The following is a 24,782-nucleotide window of genomic DNA, read 5'->3' as shown; positions in this document are numbered from 1 at the left end:
CGACCTATGGCCGGGACCGCGACGCCGAGCGCCCGTTGCTGCTCGGCTCGGTGAAGTCCAACATCGGGCACGCGCAGGCGGCCGCCGGCGTGGCCGGTGTGATCAAGATGGTCATGGCGATGCGGCACGGCCTGGTACCGAAGACGCTGCACGTGGATGCCCCGTCGTCGCATGTGGACTGGAGCGCGGGCGCGGTGGAGTTGGTGACCGACGGGACCGCATGGCCGGAGTCGGGCCGGGTGCGGCGTGCGGGTGTGTCCTCGTTCGGTATCAGCGGGACGAATGCGCACGTGGTGCTGGAGCAGTTCGAGCCGGCCGAGGTGGAGGTGGCGGACGCGCAGGTCGTTCCGGGTGTGGTGCCGTGGCTGGTGTCCGGCAAGACCGAGGACGCGCTTGAGGCCCAGGTGGCGCGGCTGCGTGCGTACGTGGAGGAGTCGGGGCTGCGGCCGGTGGACGTGGGTCTGTCCACCCTTGACCGTTCCGTTTTCGCTCACCGTGCGGTGGTGCTGAACGGCGATGAGGTGATCCAGGGGCAGGCGCGGTCGGGCAAGACGGCGTTCCTGTTCACCGGGCAGGGCTCGCAGCGGCTCGGCATGGGCCGGGAGCTGTATGCCCGCTTCCCCGTGTTCGCTCAGGCCTTCGACGCGGTGTGCGCGGAGCTGGACGTCCCGGTGCGGGACGTGGTCTGGGGAGAAGACGCGGATGCGCTGAACCAGACCATGTACGCCCAGGCGGCTCTGTTCGCCGTGGAAGTGGCGCTCTTCCGGCTGGTCGAGTCGTGGGGTGTCACGCCCGATTTCGTGGCGGGTCATTCGATCGGTGAGGTGGCCGCGGCGCATGTGGCGGGGGTGTTCTCGCTCGCCGACGCGTGTGCGCTGGTCTCGGCGCGCGGCCGGCTGATGCAGGCGCTGCCCGAGGGCGGTGCGATGCTCGCCGTCCAGGCGACGGAGGAGGAAGTCCTGCCGCTGCTGGGCGAGTCGGTGTCGGTCGCCGCGGTCAACGGCCCCTCGTCCGTGGTCGTCTCCGGTGCCGAGGAGGCGGTCGAGTCCGTCCGCGCCCACTTCGAGGGGCTGGGCCGGAAGACGACCGCGCTGCGGGTCTCGCACGCCTTCCACTCGCCGCTGATGGACCCCATGCTGGACGACTTCCGTACGGTGGTGTCCGGTCTGTCGTTCTCCGCGCCGGTGATCCCGATGGTGGCGGGAGCCGAGCAGGTCTGCGACCCGGAGTTCTGGGTGCGGCATGTCCGCGACGCGGTGCGATTCGCCGACGGTGTGCGGGCCCTCGACGAGGCGGGCGTGACCCGCTTCCTGGAACTCGGCCCCGACGGTGTCCTGTCCGCCATGGCCGCCGCATGCCTGCCGGAGGACGCAGACGCCCTCCTCGTGCCCCTTCTGCGGAGGAACCGCGACGAGGAGAGCTCCGCCCTCCGCGCCCTCGCCGAGCTCCACGTGAGCGGCGCCGCCACGGATTGGCCGGCCCTGTTCACCGGTACCGGCGCCCGAGTGGTCGAGCTGCCCACCTACGCCTTCCAGCACCGGCGTTACTGGCCTGTCAGCAGTGGTCTCGCGCGCGGTGGTGACATACGGCTCGCCGGTCTGGAATCGGCCGAGCACCCGTTGCTCGGAGCCGCAGTGGAGCTGGCGGACTCGGACACCTTCCTCTTCACCGGACGGCTGTCGGCGGCCACCCACCCGTGGATCGCGGATCACACGGTCGTGGGTGCGGTGCTGGTCCCGGGCACGGCCCTGGTGGACATGGTCGTCCGCGCGGGCGACGAGGCCGGGTGCCCGGCAGTGGAGGAGCTGACGCTCGCCGCGCCGCTCGTCCTGCCCGCTGAGGGCGGCGTACGCGTGCAGGTGACGGTCGGCGCGCTCGACGAGTCCGGCCGCCGGACGGTGACCGTGCACTCCCGCCCGGACGGCGCGGACGAGTCCCTCTGGATGCAGCACGCCACCGGCGTTCTCGCGCCCGCCACCGCTGCGGACCCGGCCTTCGACGCGGCCGCCTGGCCGCCGGCCGGCGCGGAGGCGCTGGACGTGTCGGAGGTGTACGAGCGGTTCGCCGAGGCCGGGTTCGCGTACGGGCCGGTGTTCCGGGGCCTGCGCGCCGCCTGGAGGCAGGGAGACGAGGTCTACGCCGAGGCATCGCTGCCGGAGGACACGGAGCTGACCGGGTTCGGTCTGCACCCTGCACTGTTCGATGCAGGCCTGCACGCGGCCGTGCTTCTCGGTGACGGGGACCGAGGCGTGCCCTTCTCGTGGTCCGGCGTGTCGCTGCATGCCTCAGGAGCGTCGGCTCTGCGGGTACGGCTGTCCCGCACGCCCGACGGGGCGATCTCGGTGGCACTGGCGGACACCGCGGGAGAGCCGGTCGCTTCCGTGGCGGCGCTCACGGTACGTCCGGTCTCCGCCGAGCAGCCGCACGATGGGCTGTTCGGGGTGGAGTGGGTGCCGGTACCGGTGCCGGGGTCGGTGGCGGTGTCGCCGGACGTGGTGGTGCACCGGTTGGACGGTGTCTCCGGAGACGATGTCGTCGCGTCGGTGCATGCGCTGTCGGCGCGGGTGCTGGCGTGGGTGCAGGAGCTGCCGGAGGCGTCGCGGCTGGTGTTGGTGACGCGCGGTGCGGTGGCGGGTGCGGACCTGGCCGCGGCCGCGGTGTGGGGTCTGGTGCGGTCGGCGCAGTCGGAACAGCCGGGCCGGTTCGTGCTGGTGGATGTGGAGGGCGAGGAGCCGGCCGGTCTGCTGGAGTCCGCACTGGCCCTCGACGAACCCCAGCTGCTGGTACGGGACGGCCTGTTCCTCGCCGCGCGGCTGGCCCGGGTCGAGCCCGTACAGGGGACCGATCCCGCATGGGCGGGTGAGGGCGCCGTCCTGATCACCGGTGGCACGGGTGGCCTGGGTCGGGCCGTGGCCCGCCACCTGGTGGCGGAGCACGGTGTGCGCAGCCTGCTCCTCGTCAGCCGCAGCGGCCTCGCGGCGGACGGCGCGACGGACCTCGTCGCCGAGCTGGAGCGGCAGGACGTACGGGTCGCGGTCGAGTCCTGCGACGTCGCCGAGCCCGCGGCCGTACACGACCTGTTCGGCCGGTACGACGTACGGGCTGTGATCCACACCGCGGGCGTGATCGACGACGGCGTGATCGGCTCGCTGACGGGCGAGCGGCTCTCGGCCGTGCTGCGGCCGAAGGCGGACGCGGCCTGGAACCTGCACGAGGCCACGAAGGAGCGCGAGCTTGCGGCGTTCGTCGTGTTCTCCTCCGTCGCCGCGGCATTCGGCAGCGCCGGGCAGGCGAACTACGCCGCCGGCAACTCCTTCCTGGACGCCTTGGCCGCGCACCGGCGGGCCGCGGGTCTGCCCGGCACCTCACTCGCCTGGGGTCCCTGGGCGCGAACCGGTGGAATGACGGGTTCCCTCACCGACGCCGAGGTGGAGCGCATCACCCGGCTGGGCATGCCGCCGTTGTCCGTGGAGGACGGCCTGGGACTCTTCGACGCCGCGCTCTCGGCAGGGCGCCCCGCGATCCTGCCGGTCCGCCTCGACCTGGCCGCGATGCGGGCACTGGGCGAGGTCCCGGCACTGCTCCGCGGACTGATCCGGACCCGGCCGCGCCGCAGCATACGTACGGGGTCGGCCGACGCGGCCGGCCTGCGGACGAGGCTGTCCGCCCTCCCCGCCGCGGAGCGGCACGAGGCCGTGCTCGACCTGGTGCGCACAGAGATCGCGCGGGTGCTCGGGCACGGAGGCGTGGCCGATGTCGATCCGGCGCGGGCCTTCCAGGACCTGGGCTTCGACTCCCTGACGGCGGTCGAGCTGCGCAACCGCATGGGTTCGGTGACGGGGCTGCGGCTGCCCGCGACGGTGGTCTTCGACTACCCGACGGCGGACGCGCTCGCCGGATTCGTCCGCGACGAGATCCTCGGGGGAGAAGCCCAGTCCGCTCCCGCGGTCGTGCGGCAGGCCGCGACGGCTCACGACCCGGTCGTGATCGTGGGTATGGCGTGCCGTTATCCGGGTGGGGTGGCGTCTCCGGAGGACTTGTGGCGGCTGGTGGCCGATGGTGTGGATGCCGTTGGTTCCTTCCCGGTGGACCGTGGTTGGGATGTGGAGGGTGAGTCGTTCGCGCGGGCGGGCGGTTTCCTCCGTGAGGCGGCGGAGTTCGATCCTGAGTTCTTCGGGATGAGTCCGCGTGAGGCGCTCGCGACGGATGCCCAGCAGCGGCTGCTGCTGGAGACGTCGTGGGAGGCGATCGAGCGGGCGGGTATCGACCCGGTGTCGTTGCGCGGCTCGCAGACCGGCGTCTTCGCGGGCGTCATGTACAGCGACTACGCCGGCCTGCTCGGTGGCCGTGAGTTCGAAGGCCAGCAGGGAAGCGGCAGTGCGGGCAGCATCGCCTCGGGTCGCGTCTCGTACGCGCTGGGTTTGGAGGGCCCGGCGGTGACGGTGGACACGGCGTGTTCGTCGTCGCTGGTGGCGATGCACCTCGCGGCGCAGGCGCTGCGGTCGGGGGAGTGCTCCCTGGCGGTGGCGGGTGGTGTGACGGTGATGTCCACGCCGACGACGTTCGTGGAGTTCGCCCGTCAGGGCGGCCTTTCGTCCGATGGCCGGTGCCGGTCGTTCTCGGATTCGGCCGATGGTGTCGGCTGGGGCGAGGGTGTGGGCATGGTCGTTCTGGAGCGGCTGTCGGATGCGGTGCGCAACGGTCACCGCGTGCTGGCCGTCGTGCGCGGCTCGGCGGTCAACCAGGACGGTGCGAGCAACGGTCTGACGGCTCCGAACGGTCCTTCGCAGCAGCGGGTGATCCGCCAGGCGCTGGCCGGCGGTGGTCTGTCGACGTCCGACGTGGACGTGGTGGAGGCGCACGGCACGGGCACGACGCTGGGCGACCCCATCGAGGCCCAGGCCCTGATCGCGACCTACGGCCAGGACCGTCCGGAGGGCCGGCCGTTGTGGCTGGGGTCGCTGAAGTCGAACATCGGGCACGCGCAGGCCGCCGCCGGTGTTGCGGGTGTCATCAAGATGGTCATGGCGATGCGGCACGGCGTGCTGCCGCGCACGCTGCACGTGGATGCTCCGTCCTCGCATGTGGACTGGGCGGCGGGTGAGGTGGAGCTCCTGGCGGAGCAGCGTGCCTGGCCGGAGTCGGGCCGGGTGCGGCGTGCGGGTGTGTCCTCGTTCGGTATCAGCGGGACGAATGCGCACGTGGTGCTGGAGCAGTTCGAGCCGGCCGAGGTGGAGGTGGCGGACGCGCAGCTCGTTCCGGGTGTGGTGCCGTGGCTGGTGTCCGGCAAGACCGAGGAAGCCCTTGAGGCCCAGGTGGCGCGGCTGCGGTCCTACGTGGAGGAGTCGGGGCTGCGTCCGGTGGACGTGGGTCTGTCCACCCTTGACCGCTCGGTCTTCGCTCACCGTGCGGTGGTGCTGAACGGCGATGAGGTGATCCAGGGGCAGGCGCGGTCGGGCAAGACGGCGTTCCTGTTCACCGGGCAGGGCTCGCAGCGGCTCGGCATGGGCCGGGAGCTGTATGCCCGCTTCCCCGTGTTCGCGCGGGCCTTCGACGCGGTGTGTGCGGAGCTGGATGTTCCGGTGCGGGAGGTGGTCTGGGGTGAGGACGCGGAGGCGCTGAACCAGACCATGTATGCCCAAGCCGCGCTGTTCGCGGTCGAGGTGGCGTTGTTCCGGCTGGTCGAGTCCTGGGGTGTCACGCCCGATTTCGTGGCGGGTCATTCGATCGGCGAGGTGGCCGCGGCGCATGTGGCGGGGGTGTTCTCGCTCGCCGACGCGTGTGCGCTGGTCTCGGCGCGCGGCCGGCTGATGCAGGCGCTGCCGGAGGGCGGTGCGATGCTGGCGGTCGCGGCGGCGGAGGACGAGGTCCTGCCGCTGCTGGGCGAGTCGGTGTCGGTCGCCGCGGTCAACGGCCCCTCGTCCGTGGTCGTCTCCGGTGCCGAGGACGCGGTCGAGTCCGTCCGCGCCCACTTCGAGGGGCTGGGCCGCAAGGCGACCCGTCTGCAGGTCTCGCACGCCTTCCACTCGCCGCTGATGGACCCCATGCTGGACGACTTCCGTACGGTGGTGTCCGGTCTGTCGTTCTCCGCGCCGGTGATCCCGATGGTGGCGGGAGCCGAGCAGGTCTGCGACCCGGAGTTCTGGGTGCGGCATGTCCGCGACGCGGTGCGATTCGCCGACGGTGTGCGGGCCCTCGACGAGGCGGGCGTGACCCGCTTCCTGGAACTCGGCCCCGACAGCGTGCTCTCGGCCGTGGGCCAGGAATCGGCCGGGCCCGATGCCCTGTTCGTCGCCGCCCTGCGCAGGGGCCGCGACGAGGAGGCGACCGTCGTCCGCGCCGTGGCCGAGCTGTACGTCGACGGCCTGAGCACGGACTGGAGCGCCCTGTTCGCAGGGACCGGCGCCGGCCGGGTCGAGCTGCCCACCTACGCCTTCCAACGGCAGCGCTACTGGCCCGCCGGGGCGGTGCTGCGAGCGGGTGACGTGAGGTTCGCGGGGCTCGGCGCGGCCGAGCACCCGATGCTGAGCGCGTGCGTGGGCCTGGCCGACGAGGACGGGACGGTACTGACCGGCCGCCTCTCCCGCCAGACCCACCCGTGGCTGGCCGACCACACCGTGAAGGGCGCGGTACTGGTGCCCGGCACCGGTCTGCTCGAACTCGCCCTGCGGGCAGGCGCCGAGGTCGGCTGTGAGGTCCTGGAGGAACTGAACCTCACCGCACCGCTCCCCCTGCCCGAGCAGGGCGGCGTACAGCTACAGGTGCGGGTGTCGGAGCCGGAGGAGACCGGCCGTCGCACGGTCGGTGTGTACTCGTGCACCGAAGGAACCGGCGACGGGATGTGGGTCCGGCACGCCCACGGTGTGCTGCGCCCGGACGCCGTGGACGCGGCCGTGTTCGACGCGGTGGCCTGGCCGCCCGCGGACGCGGAGGTCGTCCCGGTCGAAGGCGCCTATGAGCGGTTCGCGGAAGCCGGGTTCGGCTACGGGCCGGTGTTCCGTGGGCTGCGGGCTGTGTGGCGGCGCGGTGAGGAGCTGTTCGCCGAGGTCGCGCTCCCCGAGAAGGAGCGCGAGGCGGCGGGCCGGTTCGGCCTGCACCCCGCGCTGCTGGATGCCTCTCTGCATGCGGGGCTGCTGGAGGGTGACACGGACGACACGGTCGTTCCCTTCGCCTGGAACGACGTGGTGTTGCACGCGGTGGGCGCGTCCGAGGTCCGGGTGCGTCTGACCCGTGTCGGCGACGAGGGCCTGTCCCTGCAGATGGCGGACACGGCCGGACAGCCCGTGCTGTCCGTGGGCGCGATGCTCAGCCGTCTGGTCTCGGCGGAGCAGCTGGGGACTTCCCGTCCTCCGCTGTTCGGTGTCGAGTGGTCGGTGGTTCCGGCGGTTGCCGGTGGTGCGGATGTGTCGTGGGTTGGTTGGGAGGAGGTGCCTGCTGAGGGTCCGGTGCCGGGTGTGGTGGTGTTGGACTGTGCTGCCGGTGTTGCCTCGGGTGATGTTCCGTCCGGTGTGCGTGCGGTGTCGTACCGGGTGTTGGATGTGGTGCGGTCGTGGCTGGCTGACGAGCGGTTTGCGGCGTCGCGTCTGGTGGTGGTGACGCGTGGTGCGGTCGCGGTGTCGGAGGGTGCCGGGCTGGATGTGGTGCAGGCGCCGGTGTGGGGTCTGGTGCGTGCGGCGCAGGCGGAGAACCCGGGCCGGTTCGTGCTGGTCGATGTGGAGCCGGGTGCGGCCGTCGGTGAGGTGTTGCGGGCGCTGGCGTGCGGGGAGCCGGAGCCGGAGTCTGCGGTGCGTGCGGGTGAGGTGTGGGTGCCTCGTCTGGTCCGGCTGGAGGCGTCGGGTGACCGTGTTCCCGTGTTTGCTGCCGGGGGTTCGGTGCTGGTCACCGGTGGTACGGGTGGTCTGGGTGCGGTGGTGGCCCGTCGTCTGGTGGCGGAGTACGGGGTGCGGCATCTGGTGCTGACCAGTCGGAGGGGTCTTGCGGCTCCCGGGGCTGAGGAGTTGGCGGCGGAGCTGGCGGGGCTGGGTGCCGGGGTCCGTGTCGCCGCGTGTGATGTGTCGGACCGGGAGGCGCTGGCGGAGCTGCTGGCCGAGACGGTCGCGGAGCGTCCGCTGACCGCCGTCTTCCACGCCGCCGGCATCAGCAGCAACGCGCTCGTCGGCGCTCTGACCGAGGACCGCTTCGACGCCGTCCTCGCCCCCAAGGCGGATGCCGCCTGGCATCTGCACGAGCTGACGCGCGGGATGGACCTGGCCGCGTTCGTGATGTTCTCCTCGGCGGGTGGTCTCGTGCTGACCGCCGGGCAGGGCAACTACGCGGCGGCGAACGTCTTCCTCGACGCCCTCGCCGCACACCGGGCGGCCGAAGGACTGCCCGCCACCTCCATGGCCTTCGCCCTGTGGGATGCGGGAGTCGGCATGGGTACGGACCTCGCCGACGTGGACCGCAAGCGGATGGCGGCCCAGGGCCTGCCCGTCCTGACGGCCGAAACCGGCCTGGAGCTCTTCCGCTCGGCGCTGTGCTCCGCCCGACCCGTCGTCGTGCCCGCCACGGTCGACACCGCCGCCCTGCGCACCCGTACCGACGAGATACCCGCCCTGCTGCGCGGGCTCGCCCCCCGGCGCACCCGCCGGGCGGCCGCCGGATCCGGCAGCGCAGCAGCCGCCTCGCTGACGCGGCGGCTGGCCGGCCTGTCGGCGGGGGAGCGCCGGCGTACGGTGCTGCACCTGGTGCGCTCGCAGGTCGCGTCCGTGCTCGGGCACGCCTCGGCCGAGGCGGTCGGCGCGGACCGGGCCTTCCAGGAGCTGGGCTTCGACTCGCTCGCCGCGACCGAGCTCCGCAACCACCTGAACCAGGCCACCGGCCTGCGCCTGCCCGCCACCCTCGCCTTCGACCACCCCAACGCCGAAGCCGTCACCGACCACGTCCTCACCCTCCTCGGCGCGTCCGACGAGGCATCCGACGCGGCGGCACGGGGAACCGACCACCAGCGCCCCGTGGACGGCGACCCGATCGCGATCGTCGGCATGGCCTGCCGCTACCCGGGCGGGGTGACCTCGCCCGAGGAACTGTGGCGACTGCTCGTGGACGGCGGGGACACCGTCTCCGACCTTCCCGCCGACCGCGGCTGGAACATCGAGGACCTGTACGACCCGGAGCCCGGCAAGGAGGGCAAGAGCTACACGCGCCGCGGCAGCTTCCTCCACGAGGCGGCGGACTTCGACCCTGCCTTCTTCGGCATCTCGCCCCGCGAGGCCCTCTACATGGACCCGCAGCAGCGGCTGCTGCTCGAAACCTCCTGGGAGGCCCTGGAGCGGGCCGGCATCGACCCCGCCACGCTCAAGGGCAGCCGCACCGGCGTCTTCGCGGGCGTGATGTACCACGACTACGCACTGGGCGCGCACCCTTCCGGCACCAGCGGAGGCAGCGTCGTGTCCGGCCGGGTCTCCTACACGCTGGGCCTGGAGGGCCCGGCGGTCACGGTGGACACCGCCTGCTCGTCCTCCCTGGTGGCCCTGCACCTCGCCGTGCAGGCCCTTCGGGCGGGAGAGTGCACCCTGGCCCTGGCCGGCGGCGCGACCGTCATGTCCACGCCCGGCATGTTCATCGAGTTCAGCCGTCAGCGCGGCCTCTCCGTCGACGGCCGCTGCAAGGCGTTCGCAGCCGGAGCGGACGGCGTCGGCTGGTCCGAGGGCGTCGGTGTGCTGCTCGTCGAGCGGCTGTCCGACGCGCAGCGCAACGGGCACCAGGTCCTGGCCGTGATCCGAGGATCCGCGGTCAACCAGGACGGCGCCAGCAACGGCTTCACCGCCCCCAACGGGCCCTCGCAGCAGCGCGTCATCCGCCAGGCCCTTGCCTCCGCCGGCCTGTCGGCCGCCGAGGTGGACGCGGTCGAGGCGCACGGCACCGGCACCACGCTCGGCGACCCGATCGAGGCACAGGCGCTCATCGCCACGTACGGACAGGACCGGCCGGAGGACCGGCCGTTCCTCCTCGGCTCCATCAAGTCGAACATCGGGCACGCACAGGCCGGGGCCGGCGTCGCAGGCGTGATCAAGATGGTCATGGCCATGCGGGAGGGTGTCCTGCCGCGCACGCTGCACGTGGACGAGCCCTCGCCGCACGTGGACTGGACCGAGGGCGCGGTGGAGCTGCTCCGGGAAGCGGTGGAATGGCCCGAGACCGGCCGTCCCCGCCGTGCGAGCGTCTCGGCGTTCGGTATCAGCGGCACCAACGCGCACGTGATCCTGGAACAGGGAGCCGTGGACGGGCCGGTCCCGCAGGCCGGGGCCGGGGCCGTGGCGGGACCGGAGGCCGGCGTACTTCCGTGGCTGGTGTCCGCGGCGACTCCGGAAGCCCTGCGCGAGCAGGCCGCACGCCTGCTCGCGTACGTCGAGTCCCGGCCGGGCCAGTCCCTGGCGCTGACCGCGGGCGCGCTGGCGACCACGCGGACCGGGCTGGAGCAGCGGGCGGCAGTCGTCGCCGCCGGACGCGAAGAACTGACCGAGGCACTGCGCGGTCTGGCCGCGGGCGACGTGCCGCTTCCGGCCGGTGTCGTCACCGCGTCCGCCCGGGGGGCCGGAACGTGTGCGTTCCTGTTCTCGGGGCAGGGTTCGCAGCGGCTTGGGATGGGGCGTGAGCTGTACGCGCGCTTCCCGGTCTTCGCGCGGGCCTTCGACGCGGTGTGTGCGGAGCTGGATGTTCCGGTGCGGGAGGTGGTCTGGGGTGAGGACGCCGAGGCGCTGAACCAGACCATGTACGCGCAGGCGGCTCTGTTCGCCGTCGAGGTGGCGTTGTTCCGGCTGGTCGAGTCGTGGGGGGTGCGGCCGGACTTCGTGGCCGGTCACTCGATCGGCGAGGTGGCTGCGGCGCACGTGGCCGGGGTGTTCTCGCTGCGGGATGCGTGTGCGCTGGTCTCGGCGCGCGGCCGGCTGATGGACGCGCTGCCGGAGGGCGGGGCGATGCTCGCCGTCCAGGCGACGGAGGAGGAAGTCCTGCCGCTGCTGGGCGCGTCGGTGTCGGTCGCCGCGGTCAACGGCCCCTCGGCCGTGGTCGTCTCCGGCGCACAGGAGGGCGTGCAGGCGGTACGGGCCCACTTCGAGGCGCAGGGCCGGAAGACGACCGCGCTGCGGGTCTCGCACGCCTTCCACTCGCCGCTGATGGACCCCATGCTGGACGACTTCCGCACGGTGGTGTCGGGACTGTCCTTCTCCGTGCCGGCCCTGCCGGTCGTCTCCAACCTGACGGGCGCGATCGCCGACAGCGAGCGGCTGTGCACCCCGGAGTACTGGGTGGGCCATGTCCGCGAGGCGGTCCGCTTCGCCGACGGCATCCGCACCCTGACCGACCTGGGCGTGACCCGCTTCCTGGAACTCGGCCCCGACGCCGTGCTCTCCGGCATGGCCGCGGACTGCTCGGACGGTACGCCCGCCCTGCCCGTGCTGCGCGCGGGCCGGGACGAGGCCACCACGCTGGTGTCGGCGCTCGCCGCCCTCCACTGCGGCGGAATCGCCGTGGACTGGCGGGCGTTCTTCGCCGGTACGGGCACGGATGCCGGCGCGGGCGCCGGCCAGGCACACGTCGACCTGCCGACGTACGCGTTCCAGCGCCGGCGGTACTGGCTGGACGCGACCCAGGGGGTGGCCGACCTGGACTCGGTCGGTGTCGCCTCCGCGGATCACCCGCTGCTGGGCACGGCGATGGAACTCGTCACGGCCGACGGCTACCTCTTCACCGGCCGCCTCTCGCTCCGGACACACCCCTGGCTGGCGGACCACACGGTGATGGGCGCGGTTCTCGTGCCCGGCACCGGTCTGCTCGAACTCGCCCTGCGGGCAGGCGCCGAGGTCGGCTGCGCCGGGGTGGAGGAGCTGACGCTCGCGGCGCCGCTGGTGCTGCCCCTGGAGGGCGGCGTACAGGTACAGGTGTGGGTCGGTGAGCCGGACGCGTCCGGCCGCCGCCCGGTCACCGTGCACTCCCGGCCGGACGGGGAACAGGACGGCGGATGGGTCCGGCACGCCGGCGGCGTGCTCGGCACGGCGAGTGCCGCGGACGCGGCCGCCGGGTTCGACGCGGCGGACTGGCCGCCGGCCGGCGCCGAGCCGGTGTCCCTCGACGGTGCCTACGAAGGCTTCGCCGGGGCCGGATTCGGCTACGGGCCGGTGTTCCGTGGCCTGCGGGCGGTGTGGCGGCGCGGTGAGGAGCTGTTCGCCGAGGTCGCGCTGCCGGCGGAGGAGCGGGACACCGCGGGCCGGTTCGGCCTGCACCCCGCCCTCCTTGACGCCGCGATGCACGCGGCGATCCTGACGAGCACGGGCGAGACCGCGATTCCGTTCGTCTGGAACGACGTGGCCCTGCATGCGGTCGGCGCCGCCGAGGCACGGGTGCGACTGACCCGTGTCGGCGAGGACGGCTGGGCGCTCGCCCTCGCCGATGTCACCGGCACGCCGGTCCTCTCGGTCGGCTCGATGGTCAGCCGTCTGGTCTCGGCGGAGCAGCTGGGAGCCCCCGGGAGCCCCCTGTTCGGTGTCGAGTGGTCGGTGGTTCCGGCGGTTGCCGGTGGTGCGGATGTGTCGTGGGTTGGTTGGGAGGAGGTGCCTGCTGAGGGTCCGGTGCCGGGTGTGGTGGTGTTGGACTGTGCTGCCGGTGTTGCCTCGGGTGATGTTCCGTCCGGTGTGCGTGCGGTGTCGTACCGGGTGTTGGATGTGGTGCGGTCGTGGCTGGCTGATGAGCGGTTCGCGGCGTCGCGTCTGGTGGTGGTGACGCGTGGTGCGGTCGCGGTGTCGGAGGGTGCCGGGCTGGATGTGGTGCAGGCGCCGGTGTGGGGTCTGGTGCGTGCGGCGCAGGCGGAGAACCCGGGCCGGTTCGTGCTGGTCGATGTGGAGCCGGGTGCGGCCGTCGGTGAGGTGTTGCGGGCGCTGGCGTGCGGGGAGCCGGAGCCGGAGTCTGCGGTGCGTGCGGGTGAGGTGTGGGTGCCTCGCCTGGTCCGGCTGGAGGCGTCGGGTGACCGTGTTCCCGTGTTCGCTGCCGGGGGTTCGGTGCTGGTCACCGGTGGTACGGGTGGTCTGGGTGCGGTGGTGGCCCGTCGTCTGGTGGCGGAGTACGGGGTGCGGCATCTGGTGCTGACCAGTCGGAGGGGTCTTGCGGCTCCCGGGGCTGAGGAGTTGGCGGCGGAGCTGGCGGGGCTGGGTGCCGGGGTCCGTGTCGCCGCGTGTGATGTGTCGGACCGGGAGGCGCTGGCGGAGCTGCTGGCCGAGACGGTGGCGGAGCGTCCGCTGACCGCCGTCTTCCACGCCGCCGGCATCGGAGACAGCACCGTCATGGCCGCGCTCACACACGAGCAGGTGGACACGGTCTACGCCCCCAAGGCGGATGCCGCCTGGCATCTGCACGAGCTGACGCGCGGGATGGACCTGGCCGCGTTCGTGATGTTCTCCTCGGCGGGTGGTCTCGTGCTGACCGCCGGGCAGGGCAACTACGCGGCGGCGAACGTCTTCCTCGACGCCCTCGCCGCACACCGGGCGGCCGAAGGACTGCCCGCCACCTCCATGGCCTTCGGCCTCTGGGAGGTCGGCGGCGGGCTCGGGGCGTACCTGCGGGACGTGGACCGCAAGCGGATGGCCGCCCAAGGCGTACCGCCGCTGACCCACGAGGCCGGCCTGGCCCTGTTCGACGCGGCCCTGCGGTCCGAGCGCCCCAACGTCGTCCCCGTACGGGTCGACACGGCCGCCCTGCGCAGCCGCAAGGACGAGGTACCCGCGCTCCTGCGCGGCCTCGCGCCCGTCGTACGGCGGGCCGCGGCGGCCGGCAGCGGCACCGCCGCCGAGCCGGCCCTGAACGACCGGCTGGCCGGCCTGTCGGCGGGGGAGCGCCGACGCACGGTGCTGCACCTGGTGCGCTCGCAGGTCGCGTCCGTGCTCGGGCACGCCTCGGCCGAGGCGGTCGGCGCGGACCGGGCCTTCCAGGAGCTGGGCTTCGACTCGCTCGCCGCGACCGAGCTCCGCAACCACCTGAACCAGGCCACCGGCCTGCGCCTGCCCGCCACCCTCGCCTTCGACCACCCCAACGCCGAAGCCGTCACCGACCACGTCCTCACCCTCCTCGGCAGCAGCGGACCGGGCGACATGTCGGGTGAGGACGAGGTCCGCGAGGCACTCCGATCCATCCCGACCAGCCGGCTGCGCGACGCCGGCCTGATCGACAGCCTCCTGGAACTCGCGGAGGTCCGGGTCACTTCCGCGGACCTCGCCCACGAGCCGGAACAGGAACAGGATCAGGACACCGCCGAGGACGCGGACGGCACGGCCCTCGCGGCCGCCCGCCGCGAGACCGCCCGCCTGCGCGCCGACAACCGCAGGCTCGCCGCCGACCGGCACGAGCCCATCGCGATCGTCGGCATGTCCTGCCGCTACCCGGGCGGAGTGACCAGCCCCGAGGACCTCTGGCGACTCGTCACCTCCGGCGGCGACGCGATCTCCGCGTTCCCCACCGACCGCGGCTGGGACCTGTCCACCCTGCGTGACCCGAAGGGCAGCGGCCCGGACGCGTACTACACGCGCACCGGCGGATTCCTCGACGGAGCAGCCGACTTCGATCCTGCCTTCTTCGGCATCTCGCCGCGCGAGGCCCTCGCCATGGACCCGCAGCAGCGGATCACCCTGGAACTGGCCTGGGAGGCACTGGAACGCGCGGGCATCGACCCGACCTCGCTCCGGGGCAGCCGGACCGGCGTGTTCGCCGGCGTGATGTACCACGACTACCCGGGCAGCGACGGCAACGGCAGCGTGGTCTCGGGCCGCGTCTCCTACAAGCTCGGCCTCGAAGGCCCCGCCGTCGCCGTCGACACCGCCTGCTCGTCCTCGCTCGTCGCGCTGCACCTCGCGGTCCAGGCGCTGCGGCAGGGGGACTGTTCGCTGGCGCTGACCGGCGGTGTGACGGTGATGGCGACGCCCGGGGTGTTCGTCGAGTTCGGCCGTCAGGGCGGACTCGCCTCCGACGGCCGCTGCAAGTCGTTCGCCTCGGCGGCCGACGGCACCGGATTCGCCGAAGGGGCGGGCTTCCTCGTCGTCGAGCGGCTCTCGGACGCGGTCCGCAACGGGCACCAGGTGCTCGCCGTGATCCGCGGCTCCGCAGTCAACCAGGACGGTGCCTCCAACGGCCTGACCGCGCCCAACGGCCCCTCCCAGCGCCGGGTGATCCGCCAGGCCCTCGCCAACGCGCGGCTCGCCGCCGACCAGGTCGACGCCGTCGAGGCGCACGGCACCGGCACGACGCTCGGCGACCCGATCGAGGCGCAGGCACTGCTGGCCACGTACGGCCAGGGGCGGCCGGCGGACCGGCCGCTGTGGCTGGGCTCGGTCAAGTCCAACATCGGCCACTCGCAGGCCGCGGCCGGCGTGGCCGGCGTCATCAAGATGGTCATGGCCATGCGCCACGAGGCCCTCCCGGCCACCCTGCACGTGGACGAACCGAGCCACGAGGTCGACTGGAGCGCGGGTGACGTACGGCTGCTCACCGAGGCCCGCGGGTGGGCCGCGGACGGCCGGCGTACGCGCCGCGCGGGAGTCTCGTCCTTCGGTATCAGCGGCACCAACGCACACGTGATCGTCGAGGAGGCCCCGATGAACCCGGCAGCCCACGTCGCCGGGCCCCGGTCCGAGTCCAGGCCGGGCGACGGATCCGAGGCCCCCGCCTCGATCGTGGTGTCCGCCGCGACGCCCGACGCCCTGCGCGCCCAGGCCGGACGCCTGCTCGCGCTCGTCGGCGAGACCGAGGCGATCCGCCCCGTCGACCTCGGTTACTCGCTCGCCACGACACGGGCGGCGCTCCAACACCGCGCCGCGTTCGCGGCAGCAGACCGGGACCGGCTCCTGTCCGGCCTCGCAGCCGTGGCGCGCGGCGAGACGGCCGCGGCCGTCGCGACCTCCGCACCCCTCGCGTTCCTGTTCTCGGGTCAGGGCTCGCAGCGGCTTGGGATGGGGCGTGAGCTGTACGCGCGCTTCCCGGCCTTCGCTCAGGCTTTTGACGCGGTGTGTGCGGAGCTGGATGTTCCGGTGCGGGGGGTGGTCTGGGGTGAGGACGCGGATGCGCTGAACCAGACCATGTACGCGCAGGCGGCTCTGTTCGCGGTCGAGGTGGCGTTGTTCCGGCTGGTCGAGTCGTGGGGGGTGCGGCCGGACTTCGTGGCCGGTCACTCGATCGGTGAGGTGGCCGCGGCGCACGTGGCGGGGGTGTTCTCGCTGCGGGATGCGTGTGCGCTGGTCTCGGCGCGCGGCCGGCTGATGGACGCGCTGCCGGAGGGCGGTGCGATGCTGGCGGTCGCGGCGGCGGAGGACGAGGTCCTTCCGCTGCTGGGCGAGTCGGTGTCGGTCGCCGCGGTCAACGGCCCCTCGTCCGTGGTCGTCTCGGGTGCCGAGGACGCGGTCGACGCCGTCCGCGCCCACTTCGAGGGGCTGGGCCGCAAGACGACCCGTCTGCGGGTCTCGCACGCCTTCCACTCGCCGCTGATGGACCCCATGCTGGACGGCTTCCGCACGGCCCTGGCCGGGCTCTCCTTCGGCAAGCCCGCGATCCCCGTCGTCTCCAACCTGACCGGCCGCCTCGCCGACAGCGAGCGGCTGGGCACCCCGGAGTACTGGGTGGGCCATGTCCGCGAGGCGGTCCGCTTCGCCGACGGCATCCGCACCCTGACCGACCTGGGCGTGACCCGCTTCCTGGAACTCGGCCCCGACGGTGTCCTCACCGCCATGGCCCAGGAGCCGGCCGCCGAGGGCGCCGCCCTGGTGCCCGTGCTGCGCAGGAACACCGCGGAGGAGTCCGCCGTACGGCAGGCCGTATGCCGCCTCCACGCGCACGGCGTGAAGGTCGACTGGACCGCCTTCTACGCGGACACGGCGGCCCGGCGCGTCGACCTGCCCACCTACCCCTTCCAGCACCGGCGGTTCTGGCCGGCGGTCATGGCGTACGCGGGCAGCGCGGAATCCGTGGGCCTCAAGCCGGCGGAACACCCCCTGCTGACCGGCACGGTCGAACTGGCCGGATCCGCAGGACACTTGTTCACCGGCCGGCTGTCGGTGCAGTCGCACCCCTGGCTCGCGGACCACGCGGTCATGGGCGCCGTACTCGTACCCGGCACCGCGCTGGTCGAGCTGGTCGTACGGGCGGCGGACGAGGTCGGCTGCGCGGCGGTGGACGAACTGACCCTGTCCGCACCGCTGGTGCTGCCCGCCGAAGGCGGCGTGCAGGTGCAGGTCTGGGTGGGCGAGCCGGACGGCTCCGGCCGCAGGCCGGTCAGTGTCCACTCCCGCCCGGACACCGGATCCGACACCGGATGGGCGCGTCACGCGGACGGCTTCCTCGCCGTCTCCTCGGTCCCGGAGCCGGTGTTCGACGCGGCGGCCTGGCCGCCCGCGGGCGCCGAGGCGCTGGACGTGTCGGAGGTGTACGAGCGCTTCGCGGAGGCCGGGTTCGCGTACGGGCCGGTGTTCCAGGGCCTGCGCGCGGCCTGGCGGCGCGGCGACGAGGTGTACGCCGAGGCGGCGCTGCCCGAGGACGTGGACGGCGGGGCCTTCGGCCTGCACCCGGCCCTGTTCGACGCGAGCCTGCACGCCGCCGCGGCAGGAGACGGCGCGGCGGCGGGCGGCGGAGTGCCGTTCGCGTGGTCCGGCGTGTCCCTGTACGCGTCCGGTGCGTCGGCCCTGCGGGCCCGGCTCACCCCGAGCGACGACGGTTCCCTGTCCGTGGCGCTTGCCGACGGGGCGGGGGCGCCCGTCGCCTCCGTCCGCTCGCTCGCCGTACGGCCCGTGTCCGCACGGCAGGTGGGCGAAGCGGGGACGGCGGTGCGTGACGCGCTGTTCGCGGTGGAGTGGACGCCGGTCGAGGCGTCCGGCACCGCGGCGCCGGACGCGGAGCTGATCCGGCTCGGTGCGGCGGCCGACTCCGACGACATCGTCGCATCGGTGCACGCGCTGACCGCGCGGGCCCTGGAGCTCGTCCAGGAGGAGCGGCCCGCCGCCGGCACCCCGCTGGTCCTCGCCACCCGCGGCGCCGTGTCGGGCGAGGACCTGGCCGCCGCGGCGGTGTGGGGCCTGCTGCGGTCCGTGCAGTCGGAACACCCGGGCCGGTTCGTCCTCGTGGACGTGACCGGAGAGGAACCCGGCGACGAGGTGCTGAAATCCCTCGCCACCCTCGGAGAACCCCAGCTCCTCGTCCGTGACGGCAGGGTGCTGGCAGCCCGGCTGGCACGCGTCGCAGAGCCCCCCGCCCCGACCGCGCCCGCGTGGGACGGCGACGGCCCGGTCCTGATCACGGGCGGTACAGGCGGCCTGGGCCGGGCCGTGGCCCGCCACCTGGTGGCCGAGCACGGCGTACGCAGCCTGCTGCTCGTCAGCCGGCGCGGCCCCGGCGCGGAAGGCGTCGCGGAGTTCGTCGCGCAGCTCGCCGAAGCGGGCGCGGACGCGGTCGTCGAGGCGTGCGACCTCACCGACCGGACCGCCGTCGACGGCCTGCTGTCCCGCCACCGCGTCCACGCCGTCGTCCACACCGCCGGTGTGCTCGACGACGCCCTGCTCGGCTCGCTCACACCGGACCGGCTGGCCGCCGTACTCCGTCCCAAGGTGGACGCGGCCTGGAACCTGCACGAAGCGACCAAGGGGCACGACCTCGCGGCCTTCGTCCTGTTCTCCTCCGTGGCGGGCACCTTCGGCAACGCCGGCCAGGCCAACTACGCCGCCGGCAACTCCTTCCTGGACGCCCTCGCGCGCCACCGGGACGGCCTGGGGCTGCCCGGCACCTCCCTGGCCTGGGGGCCGTGGGCCGGCGCGGGCGGAGGAATGACCGGCGGCCTCACCGCAGCCGACACGGAACGCATGACCCGTGCGGGGATGCCCCCGCTGGCGCCGGAGCAGGGGCTGGCCCTGTTCGACACAGCCCTCACCACCGAGCACCCGGTCGTCCTGCCGGTCCGCCTGGACCTGCCCGCCATCCGGGCGCGAGGTGAGGTCCCGGCGCTGCTGCGAGGCCTGATCCGCAAGCCCGCCCGGCGCGCGGCGACCGCGGCCGCGGCGGACGCCGGACTCACCCGGCGGCTGTCGGGGCTCGACCCGCAGGCGCGCCACGAGGCGGTGCTCGACCTCGTACGGACGCAGATCGCGCTCGTCCTCGGGCACGCGGGAGTGGCGGAGGTCGACCCCGCCCGGGCCTTCCAGGACCTGGGCTTCGACTCCCTGATGGCCGTCGAACTGCGCAACCGGCTCGACGCTGCCACCGGGCTGCGCCTGCCCGCCACCCTCGTCTTCGACCACCCGACCGCGGACGCCCTGGTGCGCTTCCTCCTCGACGAGGTGTTCGGGGACGAGTCCGCCGAGGCCGGGCACCTGCCCGCCACACGCCCGGCAGCGGTGGCGGCGACCGGAGACGATCCGGTGGTGATCGTGGGCATGGCCTGCCGGTACCCGGGCGGCGTGTCCTCCCCCGAGGACCTGTGGCGGCTGGTCGCCGACGGCGTGGACGCCGTCGGCGCGTTCCCGGCCGACCGAGGCTGGGACGTGGACTCGCTCTACCACCCGGACCCGGAACACCCGGGCACCAGCTACACCCGCTCCGGCGGCTTCCTGGCCGCCGCGGCCGACTTCGACCACGACTTCTTCGGGATGAGTCCGCGCGAGGCCCTCGCCACGGACGCCCAGCAGCGGCTGCTGCTGGAGACGACCTGGGAGGCCGTGGAACGGTCCGGCATCGACCCGGTGTCGCTGCGCGGCTCGCAGACCGGCGTCTTCGCCGGTGTCATGTACAGCGACTACGCCGGCTTGCTCGGTGGCCGTGAGTTCGAAGGCCACCAGGGAAGCGGCAGTGCGGGCAGCATCGCCTCGGGTCGCGTCTCGTACGCGCTGGGTCTGGAAGGCCCGGCGGTGACGGTGGACACGGCGTGTTCGTCGTCGCTGGTGGCGATGCACCTCGCGGCGCAGGCGCTGCGGTCGGGGGAGTGCTCCCTGGCGGTGGCGGGCGGTGTGACGGTGATGTCCACGCCGACCACCTTCGTGGAGTTCTCCCGCCAGCGCGGCCTCGCGGCCGACGGCCGGTGCAAGGCGTTCGCCGAGGCCGCCGACGGTGTCGGCTGGGGCGAGGGCGTGGGCATGGTCGTCCTGGAGCGGCTGTCGGATGCGGTGCGCAACGGTCACCGCGTGCTGGCCGTCGTGCGCGGCTCGGCGGTCAACCAGGACGGTGCGAGCAACGGTCTGACGGCTCCGAACGGCCCCTCGCAGCAGCGGGTGATCCGCCAGGCGCTGGCCGGCGGTGGTCTGTCGACGTCCGACGTGGACGTGGTGGAGGCGCACGGCACGGGTACCACACTCGGCGACCCCATCGAGGCCCAGGCGCTGCTCGCGACCTATGGCCGGGACCGCGACGCCGAGCGCCCGCTGCTGCTCGGCTCGGTGAAGTCCAACATCGGGCACGCGCAGGCGGCCGCCGGCGTGGCCGGTGTGATCAAGATGGTCATGGCGATGCGGCACGGCCTGGTACCGAAGACGCTGCACGTGGATGCCCCGTCGTCGCATGTGGACTGGAGCGCGGGCGCGGTGGAGCTGGTGACCGACGGGACCGCATGGCCTGAGTCGGGCCGGGTGCGGCGTGCGGGTGTGTCCTCGTTCGGTATCAGCGGGACGAATGCGCACGTGGTGCTGGAGCAGTTCGAGCCGGCCGAGGCGGAGGTGGCGGACGCGCAGCTCGTTCCGGGTGTGGTGCCGTGGCTGGTGTCCGGCAAGACCGAGGACGCGCTTGAGGCCCAGGTGGCGCGGCTGCGTGCGTACGTGGAGGAGTCGGGGCTGCGTCCGGTGGACGTGGGTCTGTCCACCCTTGACCGCTCGGTCTTCGCTCACCGTGCGGTGGTGCTGAACGGCGATGAGGTGATCCAGGGGCAGGCGCGGTCGGGCAAGACGGCGTTCCTGTTCACCGGGCAGGGCTCGCAGCGGCTCGGCATGGGCCGGGAGCTGTATGCCCGCTTCCCCGTGTTCGCTCAGGCCTTCGACGCGGTGTGCGCGGAGCTGGACGTCCCGGTGCGGGACGTGGTCTGGGGAGAAGACGCGGAGGCGCTGAACCAGACCATGTACGCCCAGGCGGCTCTGTTCGCCGTGGAAGTGGCGTTGTTCCGGCTGGTCGAGTCCTGGGGTGTCACGCCCGATTTCGTGGCGGGTCATTCGATCGGTGAGGTGGCCGCGGCGCATGTGGCGGGGGTGTTCTCGCTGCGGGATGCGTGTGCGCTGGTCTCGGCGCGCGGCCGGCTGATGCAGGCGCTGCCGGAGGGCGGTGCGATGCTCGCCGTCCAGGCGACGGAGGAGGAAGTCCTGCCGCTGCTGGGCGAGTCGGTGTCGGTCGCCGCGGTCAACGGCCCCTCGTCCGTGGTTGTCTCCGGTGCCGAGGACGCGGTGGAGTCCGTCCGCGCCCACTTCGAGGGGCTGGGCCGGAAGACGACCCGTCTGCGGGTCTCGCACGCCTTCCACTCGCCGCTGATGGACCCCATGCTGGACGACTTCCGTACGGTGGTGTCCGGTCTGTCGTTCGCGACTCCGAGGATCGCGATGACCGCGGGCCCGGACGTCGTCCGTGACCCGGAGTTCTGGGTGCGCCACGTTCGCGAGGCGGTCCGTTTCGCCGATGACATCCGCGCCCTCACCGGTCACGGCGTCACCCGGTACCTCGAACTCGGCCCGGACGCGGTCCTGTCCGCCCTGGTCGCCGGCTCCGTCACGGACGCCGAGACCACGGTGGTGCCCGTCCTGCGCAGGAACCGCGACGAGGAGGAGTCCGCTCTCCAAGCCCTCGCCCGGCTCCACGTGAGCGGTGCGCGGGTGGACTGGACCGCCGTCTTCGCCGGCACCGGAGCCCGGCCGGTGGACCTTCCGACGTACGCCTTCCAGCACCGCCGCTACTGGCCCACCGGCGCACCCGCCGGCCGGGGCGGTGCGGAGGCGCTCGGACTCCGGTCCGCCGAGCACCCGCTGCTCTCGGGCGCGGTGGAGCTGGCCGGATCCGACGGGTTCCTGTTCACCGGCCGGCTCTCGGCGGCCACCCACCCGTGGCTGGGCGACCACCTCGTCATGGGATCGGTCGTGGTGCCCGGCACGGCACTGCTCGAACTCGCCGTCCGGGCGGGCGACGAGCTCGGCTGTCCCACCGTCGAGGAACTGACCCTCGCCGCGCCGTTGGTCCTGCCCGCACAGGGCGCCGCCCTGCAACTCCAGGTGGCCACGGCCGCTCCCGACGCATCGGGGCGGCGCGCGCTCACCGTGCACTCCCGGCCCGCCGCGGCGGGCGCCCACGCACCGTGGACGCTCCACGCCAGTGGTGTGCTGGCCGATCGGCCCGCCGGCTCCGGCACGCCGTTCGAAGCGGCGGCCTGGCCGCCGGCAGGAGCGGAAGCCCTCGATGTGGCGGACGTGTACGAGCGGTTCGCCGATGCGGGGTTCGCGTACGGCCCGGTGTTCCAGGGCCTGCGCGCTGCCTGGCGGCTCGGTGAGGAGGTGTATGCGGACGTCGCCCTGCCCGAGGGCGTCGAAGGATCGGCGTTCGCGCTGCACCCGGCGCTGTTCGACGCCGTGCTGCACGCGTTCGCGCTCGGCGCGGACACCGGCGGCGGCGCCGGGGAGCGGAGCAGCGGCGGGGTCCCGTTCTCCTGGAGCGGTGTCTCGCTGCACGCCGCGGGCGCCTCGGCGGTGCGGGCCCGGCTGAGCCGGTCCGGTACCGGCGGCGCGGTGTCCCTCGCCCTCGCGGACACCACGGGCGCACCGGTGGCCTCCGTCGAGTCCCTCGTCGTACGGCCCCTCAGCGCGGAACAGCTGGGCGCGGCGGACCGGGCCGGGCGGGACGCCCTGTTCCACCTGGACTGGACGCCCGTCGACGGCGAAGGCGATCCCGGCGCCAACCCGCGGACCGCGGTGATCGCCACGATGAGCACCACGGCCGCGGCCGCGGCGGCATTGGGCGACCACCCGGTGTACGCCGGGCTCGCCGAGCTGCTCGCCGAGGTCGCCGCCGACACGGCTCAGCCGGTCCCGGACGTGGTCCTCGTACCGCTGACGGACGGCAGTGCGGACGGTGGGGCGGGCGGCGAAGCGGCCGCCGGTACGCCGGAGGCCGTGCACGCGCGCACCGCCCAGGCCCTGGACATCGCTCAGGCCTGGCTGGCCGAGGACCGCTTCGCTGACGCACGCCTGGTGTTCGTCACCCGGGGCGCGACCTCCGGCGCGGACCTCGCGGCCGCGGCCGTCCGGGGCCTGGTGCGCTCGGCGATCTCGGAGAACCCGGGCCGCTTCGGCCTCGTGGACCTCGACGACGCCGGCGCGGCGGCTCTGCTGCCGCAGGCCCTCGCCGGCGGGGAGCCGCAGCTCCTGCTGCGCGGCGGTGCCGTACTGGCCGCCCGCATCGCCCGGATCTCCGACCCGGCCCCGGCCGCCCCGGTATGGGCGGGCGAGGGCGCGGTCCTGATCACCGGCGGCACCGGCGGCCTGGGCCGGCTGCTGGCCCGCCACCTGGTCGCAGAACACGGCGTGCGTGAGCTGGTGCTGGTCAGCCGGCGGGGCCCCGACGCCGAAGGAGCGGCCGCACTCGCCGCCGAACTCGCCGAGTCCGGCGCCCGTGCGGTGGTCGAGGCCTGCGACGTCGCGGATCCGGAGGCGGTGGCGGCACTGGTCGCCCGCCACCCGCTGCGCGCGGTGGTCCACACCGCGGGCGCGCTGGCAGACGGGGTCCTCGGATCCCTGACCCCGGACCGGCTCGCGGAGGTGCTGCGTCCCAAGGCGGACGCGGCCTGGAACCTGCACGAGGCGACCCGGGGCCTGCCCCTGGAGGCGTTCGTCCTGTTCTCCTCCGCGGCGGGCACACTGGGCAACGCCGGCCAGGCCAACTACGCCGCCGCCAACGCCTACCTCGACGCCCTGGCCCGGCACCGCCGCGCCCACGGCCTGCCCGGCACCTCCCTGGCCTGGGGCCCCTGGGCGGGCACCGGCGGCGGCATGACCGGAGAACTGACCGCGGCCGAGGCCGCACGCCTGGCCCGCGCCGGACTCCCGCCGCTCACCCCTGAGCAGGGACTGGAGCTGTTCGACACCGCAGCGGGCGGCGCCGAACCGGCCGTACTGCCCGTCCGGCTCGACCTCGCGGCGCTCCGCGCCCGCGGGGAGGTGCCCGCACTGCTGCGCGGCCTGATCCGGACGCCCGTACGCCGCACCTCCGCGGCGGACGGGACGGGCGGCGGGCTCGCCGAAAGGCTCGCCTCCCTTCCGCAGGCGGAGCGGTACGACGCCCTGCTCTCCGAGGTACGCGGCCAGGCTGCGGCGGTCCTCGGGCACGCGGGAGCCGCGGACGTGGACCCGCAGCGCTCCTTCCAGGACCTCGGACTCGACTCCCTGACCGCGATCGAGCTCCGGAACCGGCTCAGCGCGCTGACCGGCACCCGGCTGCCGGCCACGCTGGTCTTCGACTACCCGACGACCGCGGAGCTGGTGGACCACCTGTACGCGCTGCTCGACGTGGCGCCGCCGGCCCAGCACGATGCCGCCGGCGCCCTCCTGGCCGAACTGTCCAGACTGGAGCAGGCCTTCACCGCGGCCGAGGTCAGCGACGAGGTGTTCGCCCAGGTGGCGGGACGGCTCGACGTCCTGAAGGAGAAGTGGGGCGCGCTGCGCGGGACGGGCTCGGCCGAGAGCGCCGAAACCGAGCGCGGGTTCGACTTCGAGACGGCCTCCGACGAGGAGGTTTTCGACCTGCTGGACAAGCAGCTCGGCCTGTAG

1 protein-coding gene (running past one end of the window) is annotated in these 24,782 nt (G+C 73.8%); it reads left to right on the top strand.

Annotation, left to right across the window (positions count from 1 at the left end):
* A protein-coding gene (locus tag MUK52_RS02995) for a type I polyketide synthase (protein WP_284574472.1) crosses the window boundary here: on the top strand, positions 1 to 24,782 show its 3' portion. The gene continues 6,079 nt to the left of window position 1, outside the view; 24,782 of the gene's 30,861 nt are visible here — the last part of the coding sequence; its start codon lies beyond the left edge, outside the window; its stop codon occupies positions 24,780 to 24,782.

The organism is Streptomyces sp. 2P-4, assembly GCF_030167965.1.
Lineage (GTDB): Bacteria > Actinomycetota > Actinomycetes > Streptomycetales > Streptomycetaceae > Streptomyces > Streptomyces globosus_A.
Note: the sequence above shows the minus strand (reverse complement) of the source record. Positions and strands in the feature narration are given on the sequence as shown.